This is a genomic window from Amycolatopsis sp. GM8, from assembly GCF_021653975.1.
GTDB lineage: Bacteria > Actinomycetota > Actinomycetes > Mycobacteriales > Pseudonocardiaceae > Amycolatopsis_E.
The window spans coordinates 678,640-700,572 of the sequence record NZ_JAJKFK010000003.1 but is presented as its reverse complement, the minus strand read 5'-3'; the positions used below and the strand labels follow the sequence as shown (position 1 = coordinate 700,572).

20 protein-coding genes and 1 riboswitch are annotated in these 21,933 nt (G+C 70.4%); of the genes, 12 read left to right on the top strand and 8 right to left on the bottom strand.

Going from position 1 to position 21,933, the window contains the following annotated elements; translation table 11 throughout:
* Positions 1-7: 7 nt before the first annotated feature.
* Together LOZ83_RS16640 and LOZ83_RS16635 are read left to right on the top strand one after the other, a co-directional pair.
* On the top strand, positions 8-679 hold the full coding sequence (locus LOZ83_RS16640) for a helix-turn-helix transcriptional regulator (protein WP_236791613.1): 672 nt from the start codon (positions 8-10) through the stop codon (positions 677-679).
* A complete protein-coding gene (locus LOZ83_RS16635; protein ID WP_236791612.1) occupies positions 679-945 on the top strand; it encodes a DUF167 domain-containing protein in 267 nt (88 codons plus the stop codon). Before LOZ83_RS16640 ends, LOZ83_RS16635 begins: the two co-directional genes overlap by 1 nt.
* On the opposite strand, the gene LOZ83_RS16630 is transcribed toward LOZ83_RS16635, so the two are convergent.
* Positions 881-1,450 (bottom strand): hypothetical protein, encoded by a 570-nt coding sequence (locus LOZ83_RS16630; RefSeq protein WP_236791611.1) that lies wholly within the window; start codon positions 1,448-1,450, stop codon positions 881-883. The two genes, LOZ83_RS16635 and LOZ83_RS16630, sit on opposite strands and share 65 nt — an antisense overlap.
* Positions 1,451-1,732: 282 nt before the next feature.
* Here LOZ83_RS16630 and LOZ83_RS16625 point away from each other — a divergent pair, with 282 nt between their 5' ends.
* The 5 genes from LOZ83_RS16625 (at position 1,733) to LOZ83_RS16605 (ending at position 9,868) form a co-directional block, all read left to right on the top strand.
* Positions 1,733-3,211 carry a potassium/proton antiporter gene (locus tag LOZ83_RS16625; RefSeq protein WP_236791610.1) on the top strand — a complete coding sequence of 493 codons (1,479 nt, stop codon included), beginning with the start codon at positions 1,733-1,735 and terminating at the stop codon, positions 3,209-3,211.
* 13 nt (positions 3,212-3,224) lie between these two features.
* A riboswitch (SAM riboswitch) is annotated at positions 3,225-3,339 on the top strand.
* 169 nt (positions 3,340-3,508) lie between these two features.
* Complete coding sequence (locus LOZ83_RS16620; RefSeq protein WP_236792103.1) at positions 3,509-4,804, top strand: aminotransferase class V-fold PLP-dependent enzyme; 1,296 nt, start codon at positions 3,509-3,511, stop codon at positions 4,802-4,804.
* A 22-nt stretch (positions 4,805-4,826) separates the two neighbouring features.
* Entirely contained in the window at positions 4,827-5,378 is a 552-nt protein-coding gene (lspA, locus tag LOZ83_RS16615) for a signal peptidase II (protein ID WP_236791609.1), read from the top strand.
* Complete coding sequence (locus LOZ83_RS16610; RefSeq protein ID WP_236791608.1) at positions 5,375-6,301, top strand: RluA family pseudouridine synthase; 927 nt, start codon at positions 5,375-5,377, stop codon at positions 6,299-6,301. Before lspA ends, LOZ83_RS16610 begins: the two co-directional genes overlap by 4 nt.
* A gap of 18 nt (positions 6,302-6,319) precedes the next feature.
* Positions 6,320-9,868: an NB-ARC domain-containing protein gene (locus LOZ83_RS16605; RefSeq protein ID WP_236791607.1), complete on the top strand. Its 3,549-nt coding sequence runs from the start codon at positions 6,320-6,322 to the stop codon at positions 9,866-9,868.
* Between the two features lie 7 nt (positions 9,869-9,875).
* On the opposite strand, the gene LOZ83_RS16600 is transcribed toward LOZ83_RS16605, so the two are convergent.
* A complete protein-coding gene (locus tag LOZ83_RS16600; RefSeq protein ID WP_236791606.1) occupies positions 9,876-10,676 on the bottom strand; it encodes an AsnC family protein in 801 nt (266 codons plus the stop codon).
* Between the two features lie 111 nt (positions 10,677-10,787).
* Here LOZ83_RS16600 and LOZ83_RS16595 point away from each other — a divergent pair, with 111 nt between their 5' ends.
* From LOZ83_RS16595 to LOZ83_RS16585, 3 genes are read left to right on the top strand one after another with little or no spacing between them, the layout of a single operon-like run.
* Positions 10,788-12,440 carry a DUF885 family protein gene (locus LOZ83_RS16595; protein ID WP_236791605.1) on the top strand — a complete coding sequence of 551 codons (1,653 nt, stop codon included), beginning with the start codon at positions 10,788-10,790 and terminating at the stop codon, positions 12,438-12,440.
* A complete protein-coding gene (locus LOZ83_RS16590) occupies positions 12,433-14,049 on the top strand; it encodes a DUF885 family protein (RefSeq protein WP_236791604.1) in 1,617 nt (538 codons plus the stop codon). Before LOZ83_RS16595 ends, LOZ83_RS16590 begins: the two co-directional genes overlap by 8 nt.
* Before the next feature lie 41 nt (positions 14,050-14,090).
* Positions 14,091-15,131, top strand: a complete 1,041-nt coding sequence (locus LOZ83_RS16585; protein WP_236791603.1) for an LLM class F420-dependent oxidoreductase — start codon at positions 14,091-14,093, stop codon at positions 15,129-15,131.
* Between the two features lie 3 nt (positions 15,132-15,134).
* On the opposite strand, the gene LOZ83_RS16580 is transcribed toward LOZ83_RS16585, so the two are convergent.
* Complete coding sequence (locus tag LOZ83_RS16580; RefSeq protein ID WP_236791602.1) at positions 15,135-15,512, bottom strand: nitroreductase family deazaflavin-dependent oxidoreductase; 378 nt, start codon at positions 15,510-15,512, stop codon at positions 15,135-15,137.
* A gap of 91 nt (positions 15,513-15,603) precedes the next feature.
* Between LOZ83_RS16580 and LOZ83_RS16575 the strand changes: the two genes are divergently transcribed.
* Positions 15,604-15,810 carry a hypothetical protein gene (locus LOZ83_RS16575; RefSeq protein WP_236791601.1) on the top strand — a complete coding sequence of 69 codons (207 nt, stop codon included), beginning with the start codon at positions 15,604-15,606 and terminating at the stop codon, positions 15,808-15,810.
* Positions 15,811-15,838: 28 nt separating this feature from the next.
* Here the strand turns inward: LOZ83_RS16575 and LOZ83_RS16570 are convergent, their stop codons facing one another.
* The 4 genes from LOZ83_RS16570 to LOZ83_RS16555 form a co-directional block, all read right to left on the bottom strand.
* On the bottom strand, positions 15,839-16,486 hold the full coding sequence (locus LOZ83_RS16570; RefSeq protein WP_236791600.1) for a dihydrofolate reductase family protein: 648 nt from the start codon (positions 16,484-16,486) through the stop codon (positions 15,839-15,841).
* An 82-nt stretch (positions 16,487-16,568) separates the two neighbouring features.
* Positions 16,569-18,953: a glycoside hydrolase family 65 protein gene (locus LOZ83_RS16565; protein ID WP_236791599.1), complete on the bottom strand. Its 2,385-nt coding sequence runs from the start codon at positions 18,951-18,953 to the stop codon at positions 16,569-16,571.
* Positions 18,950-19,684 (bottom strand): HAD family phosphatase, encoded by a 735-nt coding sequence (locus LOZ83_RS16560; protein WP_236791598.1) that lies wholly within the window; start codon positions 19,682-19,684, stop codon positions 18,950-18,952. The genes LOZ83_RS16565 and LOZ83_RS16560 overlap by 4 nt, the downstream gene beginning before the upstream one ends.
* 27 nt (positions 19,685-19,711) lie before the next feature.
* A complete protein-coding gene (locus LOZ83_RS16555; RefSeq protein ID WP_236791597.1) occupies positions 19,712-20,068 on the bottom strand; it encodes a metalloregulator ArsR/SmtB family transcription factor in 357 nt (118 codons plus the stop codon).
* 158 nt (positions 20,069-20,226) lie between these two features.
* Between LOZ83_RS16555 and LOZ83_RS16550 the strand changes: the two genes are divergently transcribed.
* The gene (locus LOZ83_RS16550; RefSeq protein WP_236791596.1) at positions 20,227-20,379 is read left to right on the top strand and encodes a hypothetical protein; all 153 of its coding nucleotides are present in this window, start codon (positions 20,227-20,229) and stop codon (positions 20,377-20,379) included.
* A 13-nt stretch (positions 20,380-20,392) separates the two neighbouring features.
* On the opposite strand, the gene LOZ83_RS16545 is transcribed toward LOZ83_RS16550, so the two are convergent.
* A complete protein-coding gene (locus LOZ83_RS16545; protein WP_236791595.1) occupies positions 20,393-21,793 on the bottom strand; it encodes an aminomethyl transferase family protein in 1,401 nt (466 codons plus the stop codon).
* Positions 21,794-21,933 lie beyond the last annotated feature (140 nt).

Sequence of the window (21,933 nt, the reverse complement as noted above, 5' to 3'; positions counted from 1 at the left end):
GATGGTCATGGAAACCGTCGAGCTGGCCGAGGTCGCCGCGGTGCTCGCCGAGCCGAGCCGCGCGGCGATGTGCCTCGCGCTGCTGGACGGGCGGGCGTGGACGGTCGGCGAGCTGGCGAAGGCCGCCGGGGTCGGCCCGTCGACGGCGAGCGAACACGTGACGAAGCTGCGGGCCAGCGGTTTCGTCACCGGGGCGAAGCAGGGGCGGCACAGCTACGTGCGGATCGCCGGCCCGCGGGTCGCGGAGCTCATCGAGCATCTCGCGCAGCACGCCGGGCACCGGCCCGTACGCGGGCTGAAGGAGTCGCTGCGCGCGCGGCGGCTGGCCTTCGCCCGTACCTGTTATGACCACGTCGCCGGGACGCTCGGGGTCGCGCTGCGCGACGGGATGGTGCGCACCGATCTGGTCGACGTCGGGGCCGGGCTCGCCCTCACAGCGCGTGGCCGCGCGATCTTCGAGGACCTGGGGGTGCCGGTGCCCGCCGGCGGGCGGCGTCCGTTGCTGCGTGACTGTCTGGATTGGACGGAGCGCCGCGAGCACTTCGGTGGCGCGCTGCCCGCTGCCCTGCTCGATCGTGCCGTCACAGCGGGCTGGCTCGGGCGTGAGCCGCATCGCGCGATCCGGCTGCTGGACCCGGAACCGTTCGCGCGCCTCGGCGCCCGGTTGGACGTGGCGTGATGCGGTTCGCGATCCGCGTCAAACCCGGCGCGAAACGGGATTTCGTCGGCGGCGAGCACGCGGGCGCCCTGATCGTGTCCGTCAAGGCGCCCGCGGTCGAGGGCAAGGCGAACGAGGCCGTGCGGAAGGTGCTCGCGAAGGAGCTCGGTGTGCGCGGCCGCGATCTCGTTGTGGTGCAAGGAGAACGCGGGCGCGACAAGATCATCGAGCTGGACGCGGCCCCGGCCGGGATCGAGGACGTGTTGTCGGCACTGCGACAGCGGTGAGCCGCCGCGGCCATTCGAACCGCAGCCCGGTGCCGGGTGGCAGGTGGGCGAACGCGTCGGCAAGTCTTGTCAAAGTACTGGTGGCACGTTGTAAATCCATTTCACCGTAAGGGAACGGATCCTCCCGCACGGACGCCCACCCGGCTCTGGCGGCGGCGAACGCACTCGGGCGGTGGTGTTCCACCGTGTCGTGCACGATCCCGGACAGCAGCTCGGCGATCGCGATATCCCGCTCGTGGCAGGCGATCAGGCGGCGGCTGCGCGCGGCCGCGTCGTGCCGGGTGCGCCCGTCGAGCACGCGGACGGAGGAGAACAGGGCGCCGCCGGCGATACAGCCGAAGATGCCGCCGCTCAGCCCCAGCTCGCGTTCGGCCACGGCGTGCGACAGATCGTGTGGTACCCGCCACTTCCGGTCGTACGACCGCATTTCGAGCGTGACACGGTCGTCGCGATGCAGCACGGCGCGGGTACCGCCGCCGCGGGCGGGATGGAAGAAGATGAGCACGCGCACAAGCATCCGGCGCGCTGTGCCGCCCGGTCCATGCATTTTTCGGGCGTTTCTTTACGATGTGTGCCGGGCCTATGTTTTCGAAGCGGCGGAGCCGCTTGCTGTGGGCAAGCAGCTCGCACCGCTGCGGGTTCTGAGGTGGTTCCTGGCGAGGACAGCGCCGACGTGGTGAATTGGCATTCATGAGGAGGCGATCCCGGAGCCAGGGGCCGCCTCAGGTTCCGCCACCGGCACCGCCACGCAGGCCCTCTGGAATAATCTTCTTCAGGGGAGGTGACGGTGGCGGAACTGCCGGTCGTGCTGGGGGTGGGCGCGGCCGTCCTGCTGGCCGCGGTGCTCGCTGTCCGGCTGTCCACCCGGGTCGGCCTTCCCTCGCTGCTGATCTACCTCGGGCTGGGGGTGCTGCTCGGCGAGGCGGGGTTCGGCATCCGCTTCTCCGACGCGTCGCTCACCCAGTCACTCGGCCTGGCCGCGCTCGTGCTGATCCTCGCCGAAGGTGGCCTGACCACCCGCTGGTCCTCGGTGAAACCCGCGCTGTGGCAGGGAATCACACTGTCCACTGTGGCCGTCGCGATCAGCGTCGCGATCACCGGGTCGGCGCTGCACTGGCTGCTCGGGCTCGACTGGCGGATCGCCCTGCTGTGGGGTGCGGTGCTCGCGTCCACCGATTCGGCCGCGGTGTTCTCGATGCTGCGCACGGTCGCCATCCGCAAGCGGCTCGTCGGCACGCTCGAGCTCGAGTCCGGTATCAACGACGCCCCGGCCTACCTGCTCGTCGTCGCGCTCGTCGAGACCACCGAGGTGGACTGGACGCTACCGCTGCTGGAGATCTACGAACTGCTCGCCGGCCTCGCGATCGGCGCCCTGCTCGGCTGGGCCGGGGCGTGGGCGCTGCGCCGGGCCGCGCTGCCCGCCACCGGCCTGTACCCGCTCGCGACGGTCGCGGTGTGTGTCGTCGCGTACGCGTCGGGTCAGCTCGCGCACGCGTCCGGCCTGCTCGCGACCTACGTCGCCGCGCTGGTGCTCGGCAACTCCCGGCTGCCGCACCGCTCGGACACGCTGTCGTTCGCCGAGGGGATGGGCTGGCTCGCGCAGATCGGCCTGTTCGTGCTGCTGGGCCTGTTCGCGTCGCCGGAACGGCTGGTCGACGCCATCATCCCGGGCCTGGTCGCCGGGGCCGTGGTGCTGCTGCTCGCCCGCCCGCTGTCGGTGCTGCTGGCGCTGCTGCCGTTCCGGGTCCCCTGGCGTGAACAGGCGTTCCTGTCCTGGGCGGGGTTGCGTGGCGCGGTGCCGATCGTGCTCGCGATGATCCCGCTCGCCCATGGCGTGCCCGGCGCCGAACGGCTCGTGGACGCGGTGTTCGTGCTGGTCATCGTGCTGACCCTGGTGCAGGGCACGACGCTGGCGCCGGTCGCGAAGTGGCTCGGGCTGGAGCGGGACACCGAGCCCCAGGAGATCGAGGTCGACGCGGCGGCGCTGGACGAGCTGGACGCCGCGCTGCTGCAGGTGCGGATCCAGCCCGGGTCACGGCTGCACGGCGTGTACCTGAACGAGCTGCGGCTGCCCGTGGGCGCGACGCTGAGCCTGGTCGTGCGCGGCGGGTCGAGCTTCACGCCGCAGCGCACCACCCGGCTGCAGGAGGGCGACCAGCTGCTGGTGGTCGCGACCGAAGGGGCACTCGTGGCCGCGGAACGGCGGCTGCGCGCGGTCGACCGGGCCGGTCCGCTGGCCCGCTGGCGCGGCGAGACGGGACGCTGATAAGGTTCGCGTAGGTCATGAGTGCCAGCGCGTAGCCCCGGCTTGCTGGCCGGCAACCCTCCAACCGCGGTGGGGTGCCCCGGGTGAGGACCTGGCCGGCCGCGCAGTGCGGCGGGCAAGCGCGGGCCCCTCACGGGTCCCCAGGACCGCCGAGGAGGCGTCATGACATCCCTTGTGCCGACCCTAGGGTTGGAATCAGGCCGAGCCCTTCCCCACCGCACCTCAGGGGAACGTGACGCAAGCCAGCCACAAGTACGTGACCAAACAGAACCGTCCTTCCACGACGTGACCAACACAGTGAATTCCGGGGAGGCGGGCCAGCCTTCCGTTCCGGCCACACTCACCACCCAGGTCCCGCTCGTCACCGGCGAGACGGTGGAGTACGCCAATCTGGACCACGCCGCGAGCGCGCCCTGTCTCGACGCCGTGCGGCACGCCGTGGACGAGTTCCTGCCGTGGTACGCGAGTGTCCACCGCGGCGCGGGTTTCGCGTCGCAAGTGTCCACAAAGGTCTATGAACGCACCCGCGATGTGCTGCGCCGCTTCGTGCACGCCCGCGCCGGCGACAGCGTGATCTTCACCCGCAACACCACGGACGCGCTGAACCTGCTGGCCCGCAGCGTCCCGCGGCACACGTCGGTCGTGCTGTTCGACACCGAGCACCACGCCGCGCTGCTCCCGTGGCGTGGCCCGGACGTCCGGCGCGTCGAGACTCCCCGGACGCGGGCGGTGGCAGTGTCCGCTGTGGACAGTGCGCTCGCGGAATGCCCGACGGGGCCGCGTTTGGTCGTGCTGACCGGCGCGTCCAACGTGACCGGTGAACTGCTGCCGGTCGCCGAGATCGCCGCGGTCGCCCGGCGGCACGGGGCGCGGATCGCGCTCGACGCCGCGCAGCTCGCCCCGCACCGGCCGATCTCCGTGCGGGAGCTGGATGTCGACTACGTGGTGCTGTCCGGGCACAAGCTGTACGCGCCGTTCGGCGCGGGTGCGCTGGTCGGGCGGTCCGACTGGCTGCGCGCGGCGCCGCCGTACCTCGCGGGCGGCGGCGCGACGAAGCTCGTCACCGAACGCGACGTGGTGTGGAACGCCGGACCGGAACGGCATGAGGCCGGTTCACCGAACACCGTCGGAGTGCACGCGCTGGGCGTCGCCTGTGAGCGGCTCGCTGCCGGCTGGGATGCCGTGGTGGCGCACGAAGAGGAGCTGCTGGCGCGCCTGCGCCGCGGGCTCGCGGCGGTGCCGGGGCTGTCCGAACTGCGGTTGTTCGACGACGACGGCGACCGTGTTGGCACGGTCAGCTTCACCGTGGACGGGTACGAGCCGGGCTGGCTCGCGGCGGTCCTGTCGGCCGAGTACGGCATCGGGGTCCGGGACGGCGCGTTCTGCGCGCACATCGCGACGGCGCGGCTGACCGGCGGCGCGCAGGCGCTGCGGGTGAGCCTCGGGCTCGCCACCACGGCAGAGCACATCGACCGGCTCGTGCTGGCGCTGCGGCAGGTTCTCGCCCGCGGTGCCCGGTGGACCTACGGCAAGCCGGACGGCCGCTGGGCGCCGGTGCCCGACCCTCGTCCACTGCCGGAGTTCCTGGTCTGAGGGCGTCCGGCACAATGGCCAGGTGAGCACCGAACAAGGATCGCAGCCGGAGACCGAACCGGTGGCGCCGGGCAGACGGCGGGTCGTGCTGCTGGCCTGCGTCGCGGTCATCGCGCTGGTGGTCGACATCGTCAGCAAGATCGTGGTCGTGTCCACTTTGGAAGATCACGAGCCGGTGCGGATCCTGGGCGGGGTCGTGTACCTGCAGCTGATCCGCAACCCGGGCGCGGCGTTCTCCATGGCGACCGGGCTGACCTGGGTGTTCGCCCTGGTCGCGATCGGGGTGGCGGTCGCGGTGATCTGGTTCGCCGGGCGGCTGCGCTCGGCCGGCTGGGCGGTCGGGCTCGGCCTGGTGCTGGCCGGCGCGCTCGGCAACCTCGTCGACCGGATCTTCCGCGCACCCGGCCCGCTGCAAGGGCATGTCGTCGACTGGATCTCGGTGTTCGGGCCCAACGCCGAGTACTTCCCGGTGTTCAACGTCGCGGACTCGTGCATCACGATCGGCGGGATCCTGGTCGTGCTGCTGAGCCTGCTGGGCGTCGAGTACGACGGGACGCGGCGGGGCCGCAAGTGAGCACGAGGATGCTGCCCGTCCCCGACGGGCTGGACGGGATGCGCGTCGACGCCGGGCTGGCGAAACTGCTCGGGCTGTCGCGCACCGTGGTCGCAGACCTCGCGGAGACCGGCGAGGTGCTGCTCGACGGGAAGCCGGTGGGGAAGTCGGAGCGGCTCGCCGCGGGCGGTCTGCTCGAAGTGACGCTGCCCGACCCGGACAGCCCGATCGAGGTCGTCGCCGAGCCGGTGCCGGGGCTGCGGGTGCTCTTTCAGGACGACGACATCGTCGTGGTGTCGAAGCCGGTCGGGGTCGCGGTGCATCCCAGCCCCGGCTGGACCGGCCCGACGGTCGTCGGTGGTCTCGCGGCGGCGGGGCTGCGGATCTCGACTTCGGGTGCGGCCGAGCGGCAGGGCGTCGTGCACCGGCTCGACGCGGGGACCACGGGCGTGATGGTCGTCGCGAAGAGCGAGCACGCGTACACGGTGCTGAAGCGGGCGTTCAAGGAGCGGACGGTCGACAAGGGCTACCACGCGGTGGTGCAGGGGCACCCGGATCCGACGCGGGGCACCATCGACGCGCCCATCGACCGGCACCCGCGGCACGACTACAAGTTCGCCGTCGTCGCCGGTGGCCGCCCGAGCATCACGCACTACGAGGTGATCGAGGCCTTCCGCGCGGCGTCGCTGGTCGATGTGAAGCTGGAAACCGGGCGGACGCACCAGATCCGGGTGCACTTCTCGGCGCTGAAGCACCCGTGCGCCGGTGATCTGACCTACGGCGCGGACCCGGTGCTGGCGCGGAAACTCGGCCTGACGCGGCAGTGGCTGCACGCACGGACACTGGGTTTCGCCCACCCCGCCGACGGCCGGTGGGTCCAGTTCGAGTCCGAATACCCGGATGATCTGGCCCACGCCCTGGAAATCCTGCGCGCGGAAACCTAGCGATCGTCTGGAGTCGGTGTGAGGTCGGTGCGCAAGCAGGTCGTCCCGGCGGCGGCGACCGCGGTGAGCATCGCGGTGGCCATTGTGGTCAACCTGCTGACTTCGGGCTGGAGCTGGCTGTTCTTCGTGCTGCTCGCAGTGCTGTCCGGCTTGTGGATCGCGCTCGAAGCCTGGCGGGCGGCGCCGAGCCGGACGATCGCCGAGCCGCTCGGCGCGCCCGCACCGCCCGGGGGCACCGGCACCTTCGTCGCACGTCCCGAACTGACCGGTCCGATCGTGCGCGCGCTGCTGGCCGGCAAGCGACGCAAGTTCGGGATCACCACGGGGCTCGCCGGTGCGGGCGGTTTCGGCAAGACGACACTCGCGGCGGAGGTCTGCGCCCGTCCCGACGTCAAGGCGGCGTTCGACCGGATCGACTGGGTCACCGTGGGGCAGGAGGTCCGCGGCGCCGCGCTCGCCGACGCGATCAACGACATCAGCGAACGCATCGGCGGGCAGCGACCGGGTTTGACCAGCCCGGAGCAGGCCGGGATCCGGCTCGGCGAGCTCCTCAAGGCGAAGGGCAGGTCGCTGCTGGTCGTCGATGATGTCTGGACCGCGGAGCAGCTCCGCCCCTTCCTCACCGCGGCGGGCGGCTGCACTCTGCTGATCACGACCCGGGTTCCCGACCTGCTCCCCGGCGACGCCGAAACCGTCAAGGTCGACCAGATGAGCCGGCCGCAGGCCGGCGAGCTGCTGACCGAGGGCGTCCCCGGGCTGCCGGACGCGGTCGGCGGGCGGTTGCTCGACATCACCGGCCGATGGCCGCTCGCGCTCGGGCTGGCGAACGGCGCGCTGCGCCGCGCCGTCCGCGACGGTGCCGATGTGGGGGAGACGGCGGAACAGCTGTTCCGGCGGTTGCGGGACCTCGGCCCGTCGGCGCTCGACGTGACCGACTCGGCGCGCCGTGACCGGGCGGTCGCGGCGACGCTCGAGTCGTCGCTGGGCGTGCTCGGCGATCAGCGCGGCCGGGTCGTGGAACTCGCGATCTTCCCGGAGGACGCCGAGATCCCGGTGGAACTGGCCGCGCTGCTGTGGCAGCGGACCGCGGGCCTGCCGCCGGAGAAGGGCGAGCTGCTGTGTCAGGAGCTGGTCGACCTGTCGCTGCTCACGTGGTCCGGCGGTCGCCTGCGGGTGCGGCTGCACGATGTCATCCGCTCGTATCTCTGGCACGAATGCGGTCCCGAACACCTCGGGCGGCTCCACAATGCCCTGCTGGACGCGGTGGCCGCGACGCTTCCCGAGCCCGCCGGCTGGTGGACCCTGCCGAGGTCGGCCGAGTACCTGTGGCGCCGGCTCGCCTACCATCTCGAAGGCGCCGGCCGCGCGGCCGAGTTGGCCGTGCTCGTGACCGCACCGCACTGGGTCATCGGGAAACTGCGCAGGTTCGGTCCGGTCGCCGTGGCCGAGGACCTGGCCTTCGCGCGGACCGACGCCGCGAAGGAACTCAGCAGGTTCATCGACCAGCAGGGACATCTGCTGATTCCGGGCGAACCCGAGCACGCGGTGGTGAACGCACTCGCGCTGCGCCTCCCGCAAACCGGTGCGCTCGAAGAGCTTCGCCGGGTGGCCGAAGCGGAAGTGGCGGGAAGGCCGCGGCTCGTCCCGCGCCGGGCGATGCCGGACCTCCCGGATCCGGCGCTGAACCGGGTCCTGTCCGGCCACGACGGCTGGGTCGACAGGTGCGCGTTCGCTCCCGACGGCAGCTTCCTGGTCTCCGTCGCCCGTGACGGCATCCGGGTTTGGCATCCCGAGACCGGACAGCTCGTGCGGCTGATCGAGACCGGCGTCTACACCACCGACTTCGCGCTGTCACCGGACGGGCAATTCCTGGTTTGTGAAGGTCCGGACAACCAGATTCAGCTGTGGGACACCGGCAAGTGGCAGTTTCGCGCGCTGCTCCCGCACGAGAACTACGTTGAAGGGTACTGTTTTTCGGCCGATGGCCACACGCTCGTGGGTCTGGGTAAGACCATTGTGGTCTGGGATGTCGAGGCCGCCAAAGTCTTGCGCTCGTTCAAGGCGACCGAGTTCGCCAAGACGTCCGAGGAATTCGGTGACGACAACAGTCTCGTGGGCGGAAAAGCAATCGGCTTCTTCGCCGACCGCTGGAAAACGTGGGACTTCCTCCCCGAGGCCCGTACCGGGCTGGACCCGGCCACCTCTTCCCTGTTCGGCGTCGCCGTCGATCGGAACGGTAAGTGGGCGGCGCGGCTCGAGAGCGCCGGACTCTCCGTCTACGACCTCACGGAACCCACGCGGCCGCCGAGAATGCTGCACCAGCCAACCGATCTGTCCACGGCCGTCTTCTCCCCGGACGGCAGCATCCTTGCCACCGGTGGACGAGACGGAGTGATCATTCTCTGGAATGTGCCCGGATGGCGTCCCCGGGCGCAGATCGGCGCGCATCTGTCGGAGATCAACGCGCTTTCCTTCTCGCCGGACGGTTCCGTGCTGGCCTCGGCGAGCGACGACGGCACCGTGAGATTGTGGAATCCGGTGCGAGCCGACGAGTACAACGTGCGTCATCTGGCGGTGAATGACACCGCGAACGCCTGCGTCGCCGCGCAGGACGGCTCTTGGCTCGCGGTCGACAACGGGGACTCGATCACGATCCACGATCCTGCTTCCGGTATTCGCGAGAAGCTGGACTACACCGGCCGCTTCTACGAACTGGCGCCGGTCGGCAGTAGCTATCTGGCTGTTGAACAGTACAGCGAGATCCTGATCTGTGAATCGGCCAACTGGCAGGCATCCCGGACACTGCGCCATCCCCATGACTCGATGCTCGGCGACCTGTCCACGGGCGGCACCTTCGTGTGCGCGACGGATCGGGAGAATCGGATACTGGTGTGGGACCTGGACACCTGGGCGCCGCCGTTGTTCCTGGAAGCCGGCGAGTCGGGTGTCAAGGTTCGCGAGAAACCGGCAAGGCCCCGGAAATCCCTCTACCGCTGGCTCGCCCGGCGAGTCCCACTACGGCCGACGGGGTGGCGAGACCGGTTGGTGGCGCGGCTGCTGAGGCCGGTGGTCAGGCGCGCGGCCCGGCGTAGTGCTGATGTCACGATGGTGGTGGCGCCGGACGGCGCCTGGCTCATGGTGATCGTTGACGAGACAGCCCACGTGGTCGCGCCGAAGACCGGTGACCCGATCGCGACCTTGCGGCTGGGTACGAACCAGGTCAAGGTCCTCCCCGATGGCAGCCGGTTCGCGGTCGGTATCGGCGACACGATCGAGTACTGGAACACCGGTTCCTGGACCAGGGAAACCGAATTCGAGGCACCCGAGATCGTTTCCGCGACCGATGGCGCGTGGTCGCCCGACGGCTCGCTGCTGGCCACGGTGTCCGACGACGACCGCACTCTCCGGATCCACGACAGCGGCGACGGGACCTGCCTGACCGAACTGCGTTTCGACGGCGAGCTGACCGAGTGCCGGTGGTTGACGGACGAGCGGCTGGTGGCGGTCGGCGGGCGCGGCGTCTACTGGTTCAGCTACCTGCCGGCGGAACACGCAACGGAATCCTGAGTCCCCGTCAGTCCAGCGCCCACGTCAGGGTGCGCTCGTCCGGCTCCGGGCGCGGGCTCCAGCGCACGGACACGACGCGCGTCGCCTCGGGCAGGACGTAGATCGTGTGGCCGCCGGTGGTTTCGCCCGGTTGCACGCCGATCTTGTGCGGTGGCCGCGAAGTCAGCGAGACCGGCGCCTTCGCGATCGCCTTGCCGCCGGCCGTGATCAGCTCCAGGAAGTTGTCCGGCAGCGTCGCGATCGGCACCGTGCCCCGGTTGGTGATCTCCGTGTGCACGACGATCGCCCGCTCGCCCGCGTCGAGCCGGTAACCCGCGGCACCGAACAGGAAGTCCGCCGGGTCCTGCACCTCCAGCAGCTGGATGCTCAGCTGCTCCCCGTCGAGACCCTGTGCGGGCAGCGCGTCCCCGATCCGGCCCGCCGGCCGCGCGGGAGCGGCGGCCTTTTGGTCACCCCGGGCCCAGGACGCCGTCTGCGGCGGCCCCCAGGTGCTGATCACCGGGTCGACCGGGCGCGGCTGCGGGGGAGGCGGGGCGGGCGGCGCCGGCGGCGGGAACGGCCCGGACGGGCGGGCGACCGGTGGCGCGACGGGCGGCGGCCAGGCACCGGCGAGCGCGGCGCGCAGCCCGTTCGGGTCGCTTTCCACGCCGACCAGCAACGGCAACCCGCTCCCGGACAGGCCGACCAGCCGGTACGCGACCTCGCGGGGGTCCATGCCGACCTTCGCCGCGAGCTCGTGCACCGCGACCTTGCCCACCTCGGCGAGTGCGGCGAGCAGTCGGGCGTCCACGGGATCGGTCACGGCCACAGCCCGGAACGCTACCTGTTCACACCGGAGAGCCGCCCCCGGACATAGCGCCGGCCCCTCGCCCGACCACCACCCCCCAAGGTCACGCTCCGCGTGGCTAGTCTTCATGGCATGACCGAGGTGACGAAGCTGGCCGACGAGTTCGTGGAAGCACTGTTCGACGCCGATCCCTTGTGGCCGGCGGTGCTGGGCATCGAGTCCGATCGCGACGGCATCGGCGAGCTCAGCGACGTGGCCGAGGCCAAACAGCGCACCGTGCTCAAGGATTTCGCGAGCCGCGGGCTCGCGCTCGAACCCCGGACCGCCGAGGACCGCACCACCCGCGACGTGCTGGTCAGCCTGGCGAACGGCCAGCTGGACCGGATCAGCTCGCACAGCGCCGAGTACACGATCACCGACATGCTGGTCGCGCCCGCGGCCGGCCTGCTGACCGTGCTGCCGATGATCGCCATCGGCACGCCGGTGCAGGCCGAGCGGCATCTGCGGCGCCTCGCGGCCATTCCGAAGTACCTGGAGCAGGCCGCTGAGCGGCACCGCAGCGGTGTCGCCGCGGGCCGGGTCCCGGTCGAGCACCTGGTGCGCGCCGCGATCGATCACCTCGACCGCTACCTCGCCGATCCCGCCGCCGACCCGCTGCTGCGCCAGCCGATGCCCGACGACGAGTTCACCAAGCGGCGCGCCGAACTGGTCGAGAGCACCGTCCGGCCGGCGTTCGCCGCCTACCGGGACGTGCTGGCGAACGAGATCGTGCAGCATGGCCGTCCCGCCGACAAGCCCGGCCTGAGCTGGCTGCCCGGCGGCGAGCGGATGTATGCCGCGCTCGTCCGGTCGCACACCACCACCGAGCGCACGCCCGACGACCTGCACGACACCGGGTTGCGGATCATCGACGAGCTGGCCGCCGAGTACGCCGAGCTCGGCTCCCGCGTGTTCGGCACCACCGACCTGGCCGAGATCTTCGACCGGCTCCGCAGTGATTCCTCGCTGCGCTGGACGAGCGAGGACGAGCTACTCGACTCCGCTCGCGCGGCAATCTCTCGCGCGGAAGAGGCTTCCGCGCAGTGGTTCGGCCGGGTCCCGCCGCACCCGTGGGTCGTCGAGGCCGTGCCCGCGGCCGATGCGCCCGGCGCGCCCACCGCGTACTACATGCAACCCGCCGTCGACGGCTCCCGGCCGGGCACCTACTTCGCCAACACCTACGAGGTCACCCAGCGGTTCCGGCACACCTCCGAGGTGATCGCCTTCCACGAGGCCATTCCCGGCCACCATTTCCAGCTCTCCACCGCGATGACGCTGACCGATCTGCCGCTGCTGCGCCGGATCGGCGAATTCACCGCCTACGTCGAGGGCTGGGGTCTCTACACCGAGCGGCTCGCGCAGGAGATGGGGCTCTACTCCAGCGATCTGACCCAGCTGGGCATGCTGACCATGGACTCGATGCGGGCCGGGCGGCTGGTCGTCGACACCGGCTTGCACGCGAAGGGCTGGAGCCGGGAGCAGGGCGTGGCCTTCCTGCGGGAGCACACGCCGATGCCGCAGGTCGAGATCGACTCCGAGGTCGACCGCTACATCGCCTACCCGGGCCAGGCGCTGTCGTACATGGTGGGGCGCCTGGAGATCCTGCGGATCCGGGACCACGCCAAGCGGGCGCTGGGGGAGAAGTTCGACATCCGCGAGTTCCACGACGTCGTGCTCGGCGGGGGCGCGTTGCCGCTGTCCGTGCTGGACGCCGTGGTCACCGGCTGGATCGAGCAGCATGAGTGAGGTCGAGGAGATCGCCGGCGACTTCGTCCAGACGTGGTTCGACGAGGACCCGCTCCGGGCGTCGCTGCTGGGCCTGCCCGGTGATCACGGGCGGCTGGCTGATCTGAGTTCCGCGTCGCAGCAACGGTTCCGCACACGGTACGAAGAGCTGGCCGGCCATGCCGAGGACGCCGCGGGTGACTCGGTGACGCGCGGTGTCCTCGTGCAGCAGGCGCGGGCGGCGATCGACCGGCTGGACGCGGCCGAGATCGAGTTCTCGGTCAGCGACACCCTCAGCGCGCCCGCGCTGTCGCCGCTGGTGCTGCTGCCGATGGTCACGCTCGACGACGACGAGAAGGCCCAGGGATACCTGTCCCGCCTGGCATCCATTCCGTCCCTTGTGGATACTGTGATCGAGCGGCAGCATGCCGCCGTGGTGCCGGGCTTCCTCGTGCAGGCCGGTGCGGACTTCCTCGACCGGTACCTCGCGAACCCGGAGCAGGACCCGCTGCGCCTCAGTGGACACTCCTATGTGGACCGTCAGGAGACGTTGCTCGCCGACGTCGTGCGCCCGGCTTTCGCGCGATACCGGGATTTCCTGAACGACGAGCTGAAACCGCGGGCACTGGGGGAGGAGCAGGCCGGGCTGTGCTGGCAGCCGGACGGGGAGCGGCGGTACGCGAGCCTGATCCGCCTGCACACGACCACCGACCGCGGTGCGCGGGAGCTGCACGAGACCGGGCTCCGGATGATCGACGAGCTCGCCGAGGAGTACCGCGAGCTGGGCTCGCGGGTGTTCGGCCTCAGCGAGTTGCCGGAGATCTTCGAGCGCCTGCGGACCGATCCCGCGCTGCGCTGGAATAGCGGCGACGAACTGCTCGAAGGTGCGCGCTCGGCGATTCGTCAGGCGGAAGCCGTTGCGCCCCAATGGTTTCGCACGGTGCCGTCGCAGCAGTGCGAAGTGCGCCCGGTGCCGCCCGCCGAGGCCGACGGCGGCACGATCGCGTACTACGTGCAGCCGGACTTCGCCGGCACGCGGCCGGGCGTCTACTTCGCCAACACGACGCAGGCCCACGAGCGCTTCCGGCACGTGAGCGAGGCCGTCGCCTTCCACGAAGCCGTGCCGGGGCACCATTTCCAGCTCACCACCGCGATGAACCTCGACGGCGTCCCGTTGCTGCGCAAGGTCGCCGAGATCAATTCCTATGTGGAGGGCTGGGGGCTCTACGCCGAGCGGCTCGCCGACGAGATGGGCCTGTACTCCAGCGACGTCTCGCGGTTCGGGATGCTGACCCAGGACTCGATGCGGGCCGGGCGGCTGGTCGTCGACACCGGGCTGCACGCGCTGGGCTGGAGCCGGCAGCAGGCGGTGGACTACCTGCGGGCGAACACCCCGATGGCGCCGGTGGAGATCGAACTCGAGATCGACCGGTACGCGAGCATCCCCGGGCAGGCTCTCTCGTACATGGTGGGGCGGCTGGAGATCCAGCGCGTGCGGGCGGAGGCCGAGCAGGCGCTGGGGGCGGCGTTCGACATCCGCGACTTCCACGACACGGTCCTCGGACAGGGGATCCTGCCGTTGAGCGTGCTCGACGCCGTGGTGCGGGACTGGGTCGCGTCCGTGCGGTAAGGTGCGCGGTAAGCGGGTGCTTAGTTCGGAGGGCGGCACAGATGCGCATCGGGACGCAGATCAACTACGCCGGCGGGTTCGCCGAGAGCGTGGCCGACGTCGTGGAGCTGGAGAAGGCGGGGCTGGACATCGTGTCCGTGCCCGAGGCCTACTCGTTCGACGCGGTCAGCCAGCTCGGCTACCTCGCGGCGCGGACCGAGCGGGTCGAGCTCGCTTCGGGGATCCTGCAGATCTACACCCGCACCCCGACCCTCACCGCGATGACCGCCGCAGGGCTGGACTTCGTGTCGGGCGGCCGGTTCTCGCTCGGCATCGGCGCGTCCGGGCCGCAGGTCATCGAGGGTTTCCATGGCGTGCGCTACGATGCGCCGCTGGCGCGGACCCGGGAGATCGTGGAGATCTGCCGTCAGGTGTGGCGCCGTGAGCGGGTCGTGCACGAGGGCAAGCACTACCAGATCCCGCTGCTCGAGGGGCAGGGCACGGGGCTGGGCAAGCCGTTGAAGCTGATCAACCACCCGGTGCGTGAGCGCGTGCCGATCATTCTCGCCTCGCTGGGCCCGAAGAACGTCGCGATGACCGCGGAAATCGCCGAGGGCTGGGAGCCGATCTTCTTCCACCCGGAGAAAGCGGCGGGTGTCTGGGGCGCGTCGCTGGCCGAGGGCAAGGCGAAGCGGGACTCCTCGCTCGGCGAGCTCGATGTCGTGGTCGGGGCGCCGGTCGCGATCGGCGAGGACGTCAAGCACATGATCGACTGGGTGCGGCCGATGGTCGCGCTCTATGTCGGCGGGATGGGCGCGCGGGGCAAGAACTTCTACAACGAGCTGGCCTGCCGGTACGGCTACGAGGCCGAGGCGAAGCTCATCCAGGATCTCTACCTGGACGGGAAGAAGGACGAGGCCGCCGCGGCCGTCCCGGTGGAGCTGCTCGAGGCGATTTCGCTGATCGGGCCCGCCGCTTATGTGAAGGAGCGGCTGGCCGCCTACGCCGAGGCCGGTGTCACCACGCTGCAGGCGATGCTGCTCGAGCCGGGTGTGCAGCGGCGGGTCGAGGTCGTGAGCCAGCTGCGGGAGCTGATGGACTGAGGCTCACGCCCGGTCGAGATACAGCAGGTCGGTCACGCCGATCAGGCCGAGGAACTGGCGGACCCCGAAGGGAAGCGCTTGGCGTTGCTCGTCGTGCACGAGGCGGGGATGGGTGAGTTCGACCAGCTTTCCCAGCGTTTCCAGCTCACACCCGCCCGCGGCGAGGACATTGCGGACCCAGTCGGTTTCGGCGCCATAGGTCAGCGCGACGACGTACCCCGCCGGCACCCGGAACACGTTCACCGGCGTGCGGTACTCGCGGCCGGAGCGGCGCCCGCGGTGCACGATCTTGCCGAACCCCGGGGCCCGGCCGGCGATCCTGCCCAGCACCCGGTTGGTCCCGACGCGGTTGAACCTGGCGAGCTTCTTCGACAACACCATGTGTCCAGGATGCGCCGCGTGCGGCAGAAAATCAACACGTGATGAATTGTTGCCGGGTTGACGTCTCGGGGAAATGCGGTAAGCCGGTGCCATGACTCAGGATCAGGACAAGAAGCGCACGGCGGAGCCGGACGAGGGGCTCGGTTCGAGCTTCCCGCGGCTCCGCCATCCGGATCTCGACCTCGACAAGACGGACGAGGTCGACGACGTCGCGAACCGGGACGAGGTGCGGGCTCCCGGTCAGGACGACGATGTGCCGGCTCCCGGGCAGCAGGCTGTAGAGCCGCCAACCGCTTAGTACCCGGCTCGAGGTAGCTCGGTCCCGGTCACCGCGGCTTGGCCGTGAAGGTCAGGTGCGTGACGCCGCCCGGGGTCGAGACCGCCTCGATGTCGTAGGTCTCCTCGAGTGCCTCCAGGCCGTTCCAGAGGCGGACACCGCGGCCGAGCACGATGGGCACCTGCACGACGTGCATGTGGTCGACCAGTCCCGCGGTCAGGAAGTCGCGCACGACGGTGGGCCCGCCGCCGATCCGCACGTCCTGACCGTCGGCCGCCTTGCGGGCCTGCGCGAGCGCCTCGCCCGGCGTGGCGTCGAGGAAGTGGAACGTGGTGCCGCCCGCCATCTCGATCGAGGGCCGCGGCCGGTGGGTGAGCACGAACACCGGCGTGTGGAACGGCGGGTTGGGGCCCCACGCGCCCTGGTAGCCGGGATCGTCCTGCCAGCCCGGCGGGCCGAACTTGCCGGCACCCATGATCTCGGCGCCGATCCCGGGGCCGTACCGCTCGGCGAACGCGTTGTCGGTGCCGGCGCTCCCGCCCCGGTCGCCGACCATCTGATGCCAGAACCGGGTGGCGAACATCCACTCGTGCAACCGTTCGCCGGCATGCCCGAACGGCGCGCCGGCGGCCTGGCCTTCGCCGGTGGCGAAGCCGTCGAGCGAGATCGCGAAATTGTGGACGCGGACCTCGGACATCGGGAACTCCTTCCGGTCAGCTGCCTGTCAAAGGCCAGCGTGGACCGTCCGGCTCAGGACGTCCAATGCAAACCACCCGGGGTCAGGGTTGCGGCAGTCCCTGCGCCGGGCGGAGGCGTTCGGGTTGCCGGCGTGACGGTATGCGGCCGACGGGCTGGCGCGGCGCGGTGCCAGGGTGCAGCTCCGGGATCGGCAGGGTCACCGGGCTCTCGCCGATGGTGCACGGCGTCCCGTGGTGCGTGATCTCCGCGGGCTTGCCGTCCAGCAGCCGGTAGGTCGCCCGGTCCGCGTGGATCTCGACCGCGAACTTGCTGCCCCGGAAGCACATCCTGAACTCGAGCCGATCCAAATTGGACGGTAACCGGGGCGCGAAGGTGAGCTCGCCGTCGTGGTCCCGCATCCCGCCGAACCCGGCGACGAAACCGAGCCACGCCCCGGCGAGCGAGGCCATGTGCAGTCCATTTCGGACGTTGTTGTGCACGTCGTGCAGGTCGGTGAGCGCGGCTTCGCCCAGGTAGTCGTACGCCAGGTCCAGATGCCCGACCTCCGCCGCGATCACGGACTGGGTGGCGGCCGAAAGGGACGAGTCGCGCACGGTGCGGGCCTCGTAGTAGGCGAAGTTCCGCGCCTTTTCCTCCGGCGTGAAGGAGTCTCCGCACAAATGCAGCGCCAGCACGAGATCCGCCTGCTTCACGACCTGCCGCCGGTACAGATCGAAGTAGGGGTAGTGCAGCAGCAGCGGATAGTCCGCCATCGGCGTGTTCGCGAATTCCCAGTCCAGGTGCTCGGTGAAGCCCTCGGACTGCGGATGCACCTGAAGTTCTTCGTCGTAGGGAACGAACATCCGCGCGGCGGCGTCACGCCACTTCGCGATCTCCTGCTCGGTCACGCCTAGCCGGTCGGCGATCTCCGGCAGCCGGGTGCACGACGCCGCGGCCTCGCGCAGGTTCCGCCGCGCCATCAGGTTGGTGTAGACGTTGTTGTCCGCGACCGCGGAATACTCGTCCGGTCCCGTCACGCCGTCGATCCGGAACCGGTTGTGCGAGTCGAAATGTCCGAGCGACATCCACAACCGTGCCGTCTCGGTCAGGATCTCCGTGCCACAGCCGCGTTCGAACTCCTCATCGGCCGAGGCGGCCAGGTAGCGGGCCACGGCGTCGGAGATGTCGGCGCTCACGTGGAACGCGGCGGTGCCCGCCGGCCAGTACGCCGAGCATTCGGCACCGTTGATCGAGCGCCACGGGAAGGCCGCGCCCCGCAAGCCCAGCTGTGCGGCCCGATCCCGTGCCTTGTCCAAAGTGGAGTGACGCCAGCTGAGCGCGTCCCGTGCGGCTTCGGGCAGCGTGTACGTGAGCACCTGCAGCACGAAGGATTCGGTGTCCCAGAACGCATGCCCGTCGTAGCCGGGACCCGTCAGCCCCTTGCCGGGAATGGCGCGGCTCTCGCCACGGGCCCCGGCCTGCAGGATGTGGAACAGCGCGAATCGGGTCGCCTGCTGCAGTTCCGGGTCGCCGTCGACCTGGATGTCCGCGGTGTCCCAGAAATCGTCGAGGTACGCCTTCTGCTCGGCCAGCAGGCCGTCCCAGCCGGTCTGCACCGCGCCCGCGAGACCGGCGTCGACCTGCGCCCGCAGCGCGGGGATCGACCGCTGCGCGGACCATCCGTAGGCGAGGAACTTGGTCAGCCGCAACACTTTTCCGTGCGGCACGTCGACGGCGATGGTCAGCCGCGCGAGGTCGTCCTCGACGTCGATCGTGGTGCGCAGGCCGTCGGGCGACTCGATGAGATGGTCCATCGCCGCGGCCATCCGCAGCCCGGACCGCCGCGTCCGGTGCACGAGCGCCGCCCGGTAGCCCTCGGCGAACGAGAACTCGTTCTCCAGCGGGTTCTGCAGCGCGGCGGCCACCCGCGGGTCGCTCGTGTCGGACTCGATGGGTTCGTTGGCCAGCAGGTCCGACTGCAACACCACCTGCGTGTCGCCGTCGAGCGGCTCGACCTCGTACCGGATCGCGACCACGGCCCGCTGCGTGAACGAGACCAGCCGCTGCGTGCGCACCCGCACGTGCCGGCCGGTGGGGGAGATCCATTCGGTGTTGCGGGTGAGCGTGCCGGTGCGGAAGTCGAGGGTGCGGTCGTGCACGACGGCCTGGCCGTAGCGCATGTCGAACGGCTCGTCTTCGACCAGCAGCCGGATGATCTTGCCGTCGGTCACGTTGACCACGGTCTGCCCGGCCTCGGGATACCCGTAGCCCCCCTCGGCGTAGGGCAGCTCGTGCTCCTCGTAGAACCCGTTGAGATAGGTCCCCGGCAGCCCGCGCGGCTCACCCTCCTCCAGCGTGCCGCGCACCCCGATGTGCCCGTTGCCGAGCGCGAACGTCGACTCGGTGCGCTGCAGCTGGTCGACGGCGAGCCCCCGCCAGCACAGCTGCCACGGCGCGGTTTCGTAACCCCTGAATTCGTCGGTCATGCCTGGGCTCCCAGCAGGTCCGCCAGATCGTCCACCACGACATCGGCGCCGTGGGCACGCAGTTCGTCCGCCTGATCGGCGCGGTTCACCCCGACAACGTAACCGAACTCGCCGGCCCGGCCCGCCTGGACGCCCGCGAGTGCGTCTTCGAACACCGCGGCCTGCCCGGCGACGACGCCCAGCGCCTTGGCGCCGGCGAGGAAGGAGTCCGGCGCGGGCTTGCCGCGCAGGCCGTCCCGCCTGATCACGATCCCGTCGACCCTGGCCTGCACGAACCGGGTCAGGTTGGCCGCGTCGAGCACGGAGGCACCGTTCGCGGACGAGGTGACGACGCCTATGGTCAGTCCCGCCTTCTGGGCTTCTTCCAGGTAGCGCACGGAACCCGGGTACGGCTCGACCCCGCGTTCGGCGATGATGCGCAGCACCAGCTCGTTCTTGCGGTTGCCGACGCCGTTGACCGTGGACTCGCCGGGCGGGTCGTCGGGGGCGCCCTCGGGCAGGGTGATGTCGCGCGAGGCGAGGAACTCACGCACGCCGTCGGCCCGCGGCCGCCCGTCGACGTGCTGGATGTAGTCGGCGGCGGTAAAGGGGCGGAAACCGTCCCCGTCCCGATCGCGCAGGAACACGTCGAATGTCTGCTTCCACGCCTCCCGGTGCAGGGATGCCGTGTCGGTCAGCACCCCGTCGAGGTCGAACAGACAGGCGGAGATTCCTTCGGGTAGCCCGATCATGCCCCGAACGGTACCTGCACGGCGGGACTACGGCATCGTCCCCGGATGGGGCCGCACGTGATGGATCAGCTCGTGAACGGTGGCGTCCGCGAGGCGGTAACGGACCACCCGGCCCGAGCGGTGACCGGTCACCAGCCCGTGTGCGCGCAGCAGCCGCAGTGCCTGCGAAACGGCCGTGTCGGTCATGCCCGCCGCGACGGCGAGATCGGTCACCGCGATCTCGCGCGCGTAGTGGATGCACACCAGCAGCGTGAGCCGCGACGGGTCGGCCAGTACCGAGAACCGCTCCGCCCACTGCCGCACGACCGCGCGGTCGCCCAGGCCACTGAGCGCGACCGCGACCGCCTCCGGGTCGATGACCCGCCGTTCCGGCTCGTCAGGCATGCCTCATGATCTCATCACCGGACATCCCCGGCGCGGTCGCCTGACCCGGTGAACCGTGCCCGCTGAACTGGCCGCGCGCGGGGCGGCTGGGCAGGCTGCCTGATGTGGACGAGGGACGACGCCTCCGCACTTATCTGAGCCGCTGCGAGGAACACCAGGTGGACGCGAGAGACGCGGAGCGCGCGCTCGCCGCCGCGCGGTTCGACGTCCGGAACGGCCGGGTGGCCGGCCGTGACCCGTTCCGCCTCGCCTGGCGGCGGCTGCGCCAGACGGAGTCCGAAATGGACGGTCAGCCGGACGCGCCGGGCTGACCGTCCAGCCGGATCAGACGGCGACCGCGGTGCGCCAGCCGGTGTGGTAGCTCTCGCGGGCCATCGCCGAGTACGGCGCGGGGCTCACGATCGCCCGCACCGCGAACTGCTCGTGCGGCTGCACGGTGGTCTTGCCCGACCCGCCGTTCGGCTCGCCCCAGATGACCCGGACCTCGGCACCCAGCGGCACATCGGGGTTGACCGTGGCCAGCGACAGCGCGCGGCGCTCGTTCGCGCTGTAGCCGGTGAACAGCGAAACCCCGACGAGGTTGCCGTCCGCGTCGACCACCGAGTCGAAGTTGGACGAGCCGTAGTTGGCGTTGGGCAGGTCGAAGAACTGGTAGTCGGGCCCCTCGTCGACGAGCGAGGACAACAGTCGCGCGACGTCCTCGGCGTTCCAGGCGAGCGTCACCTTCCGCCGCTGGGTCGACGGTTCGATGGCTTCCAGCGCGTCGCGCCCGACGAAGTCGTGGTCGAACTTGACGAACGAGCCGTAGCCCAGCTCCCACGGGTTGAGGTAGTAGTCCTCGACCTTGTCGGAGACGAAGCTGCCGGCGAGCGCGTTGGTCGCTTCGTAGCTGTCCGCGCCGAGCCACTCACGGTACGGGCGCAGGTCTTCGTGGGTGTAGATCGCCGGCAGCGGCGAGGGGATCCAGCCCGACTCGAGGGTGTTGCACGCGTACGCGCGCGAACCGCACGGTTCGAGGCCGAACTCCTGGCCCGCTTCGAGGATCGCGTCACGGACGCGGTCGTAGCTCTCGTACGGGCCCCAGATCTCCAGGCCCGGCGCGCCCGCCATGCCGTGGCGCAGCGTGCGGACCGGCTGCCCCGCGATGGTCATGTGGCCCATCCGGAAGAACTTGACCTGCTCGACGGTGCCGCCGTGCACCTTCTCGATGACGTCCCAGGCACGCGGGCCCTGGATCTGGAAGCGCCACACGTCGCGGGTGACCGGCTTGCCGTAGGGCCGCGACGGGGACCGCGGGTCCAGCCGGATGTCGACGTTGTACCCCTTGGCGGCCTTGAAGCTCAGCCAGTTCGTGACGGGTGCGCGGCCGACGAACACGAACTCCTCCTCGGCGAGCCGGAAGAGGATGCCGTCACCGATCACACCGCCTTCGGGGGAGACGGGGACGAACTGCTTCGCCGAGTCCACCGGGAACTTGGCGACGCTGTTGATCCCGGTGTCGGAGATCAGCTTCAGCGCGTCCGGGCCGGAGAGGAAGATGTTGGCCATGTGGTGTGACTGGTCGAACAGCACCGCCGCGTCGTTCCAGGCCTTGACCTCACGGCGCCAGTTGGTGAACTCGGCGGGGACGACCGGATAGATGTAGGCCCCCAGCTGGGAGTTGCGCAGGAGTTCGACCGTGTTCCCCTTCTGGTCCAACACTTCCTGCAGGTTCTTCGCGTTCATGGGTTTCCGTTCTGGTAGTCACGATCCTCGCCTCATCACGGACACTAGAAGCCAGGGCGGCGCGGCACGACCTTCCGGCGACTGGTCTGCCGTAGGACATTCGACTCGGTCCGCCACCAGCCGCCCAGCGTGTGAAACCG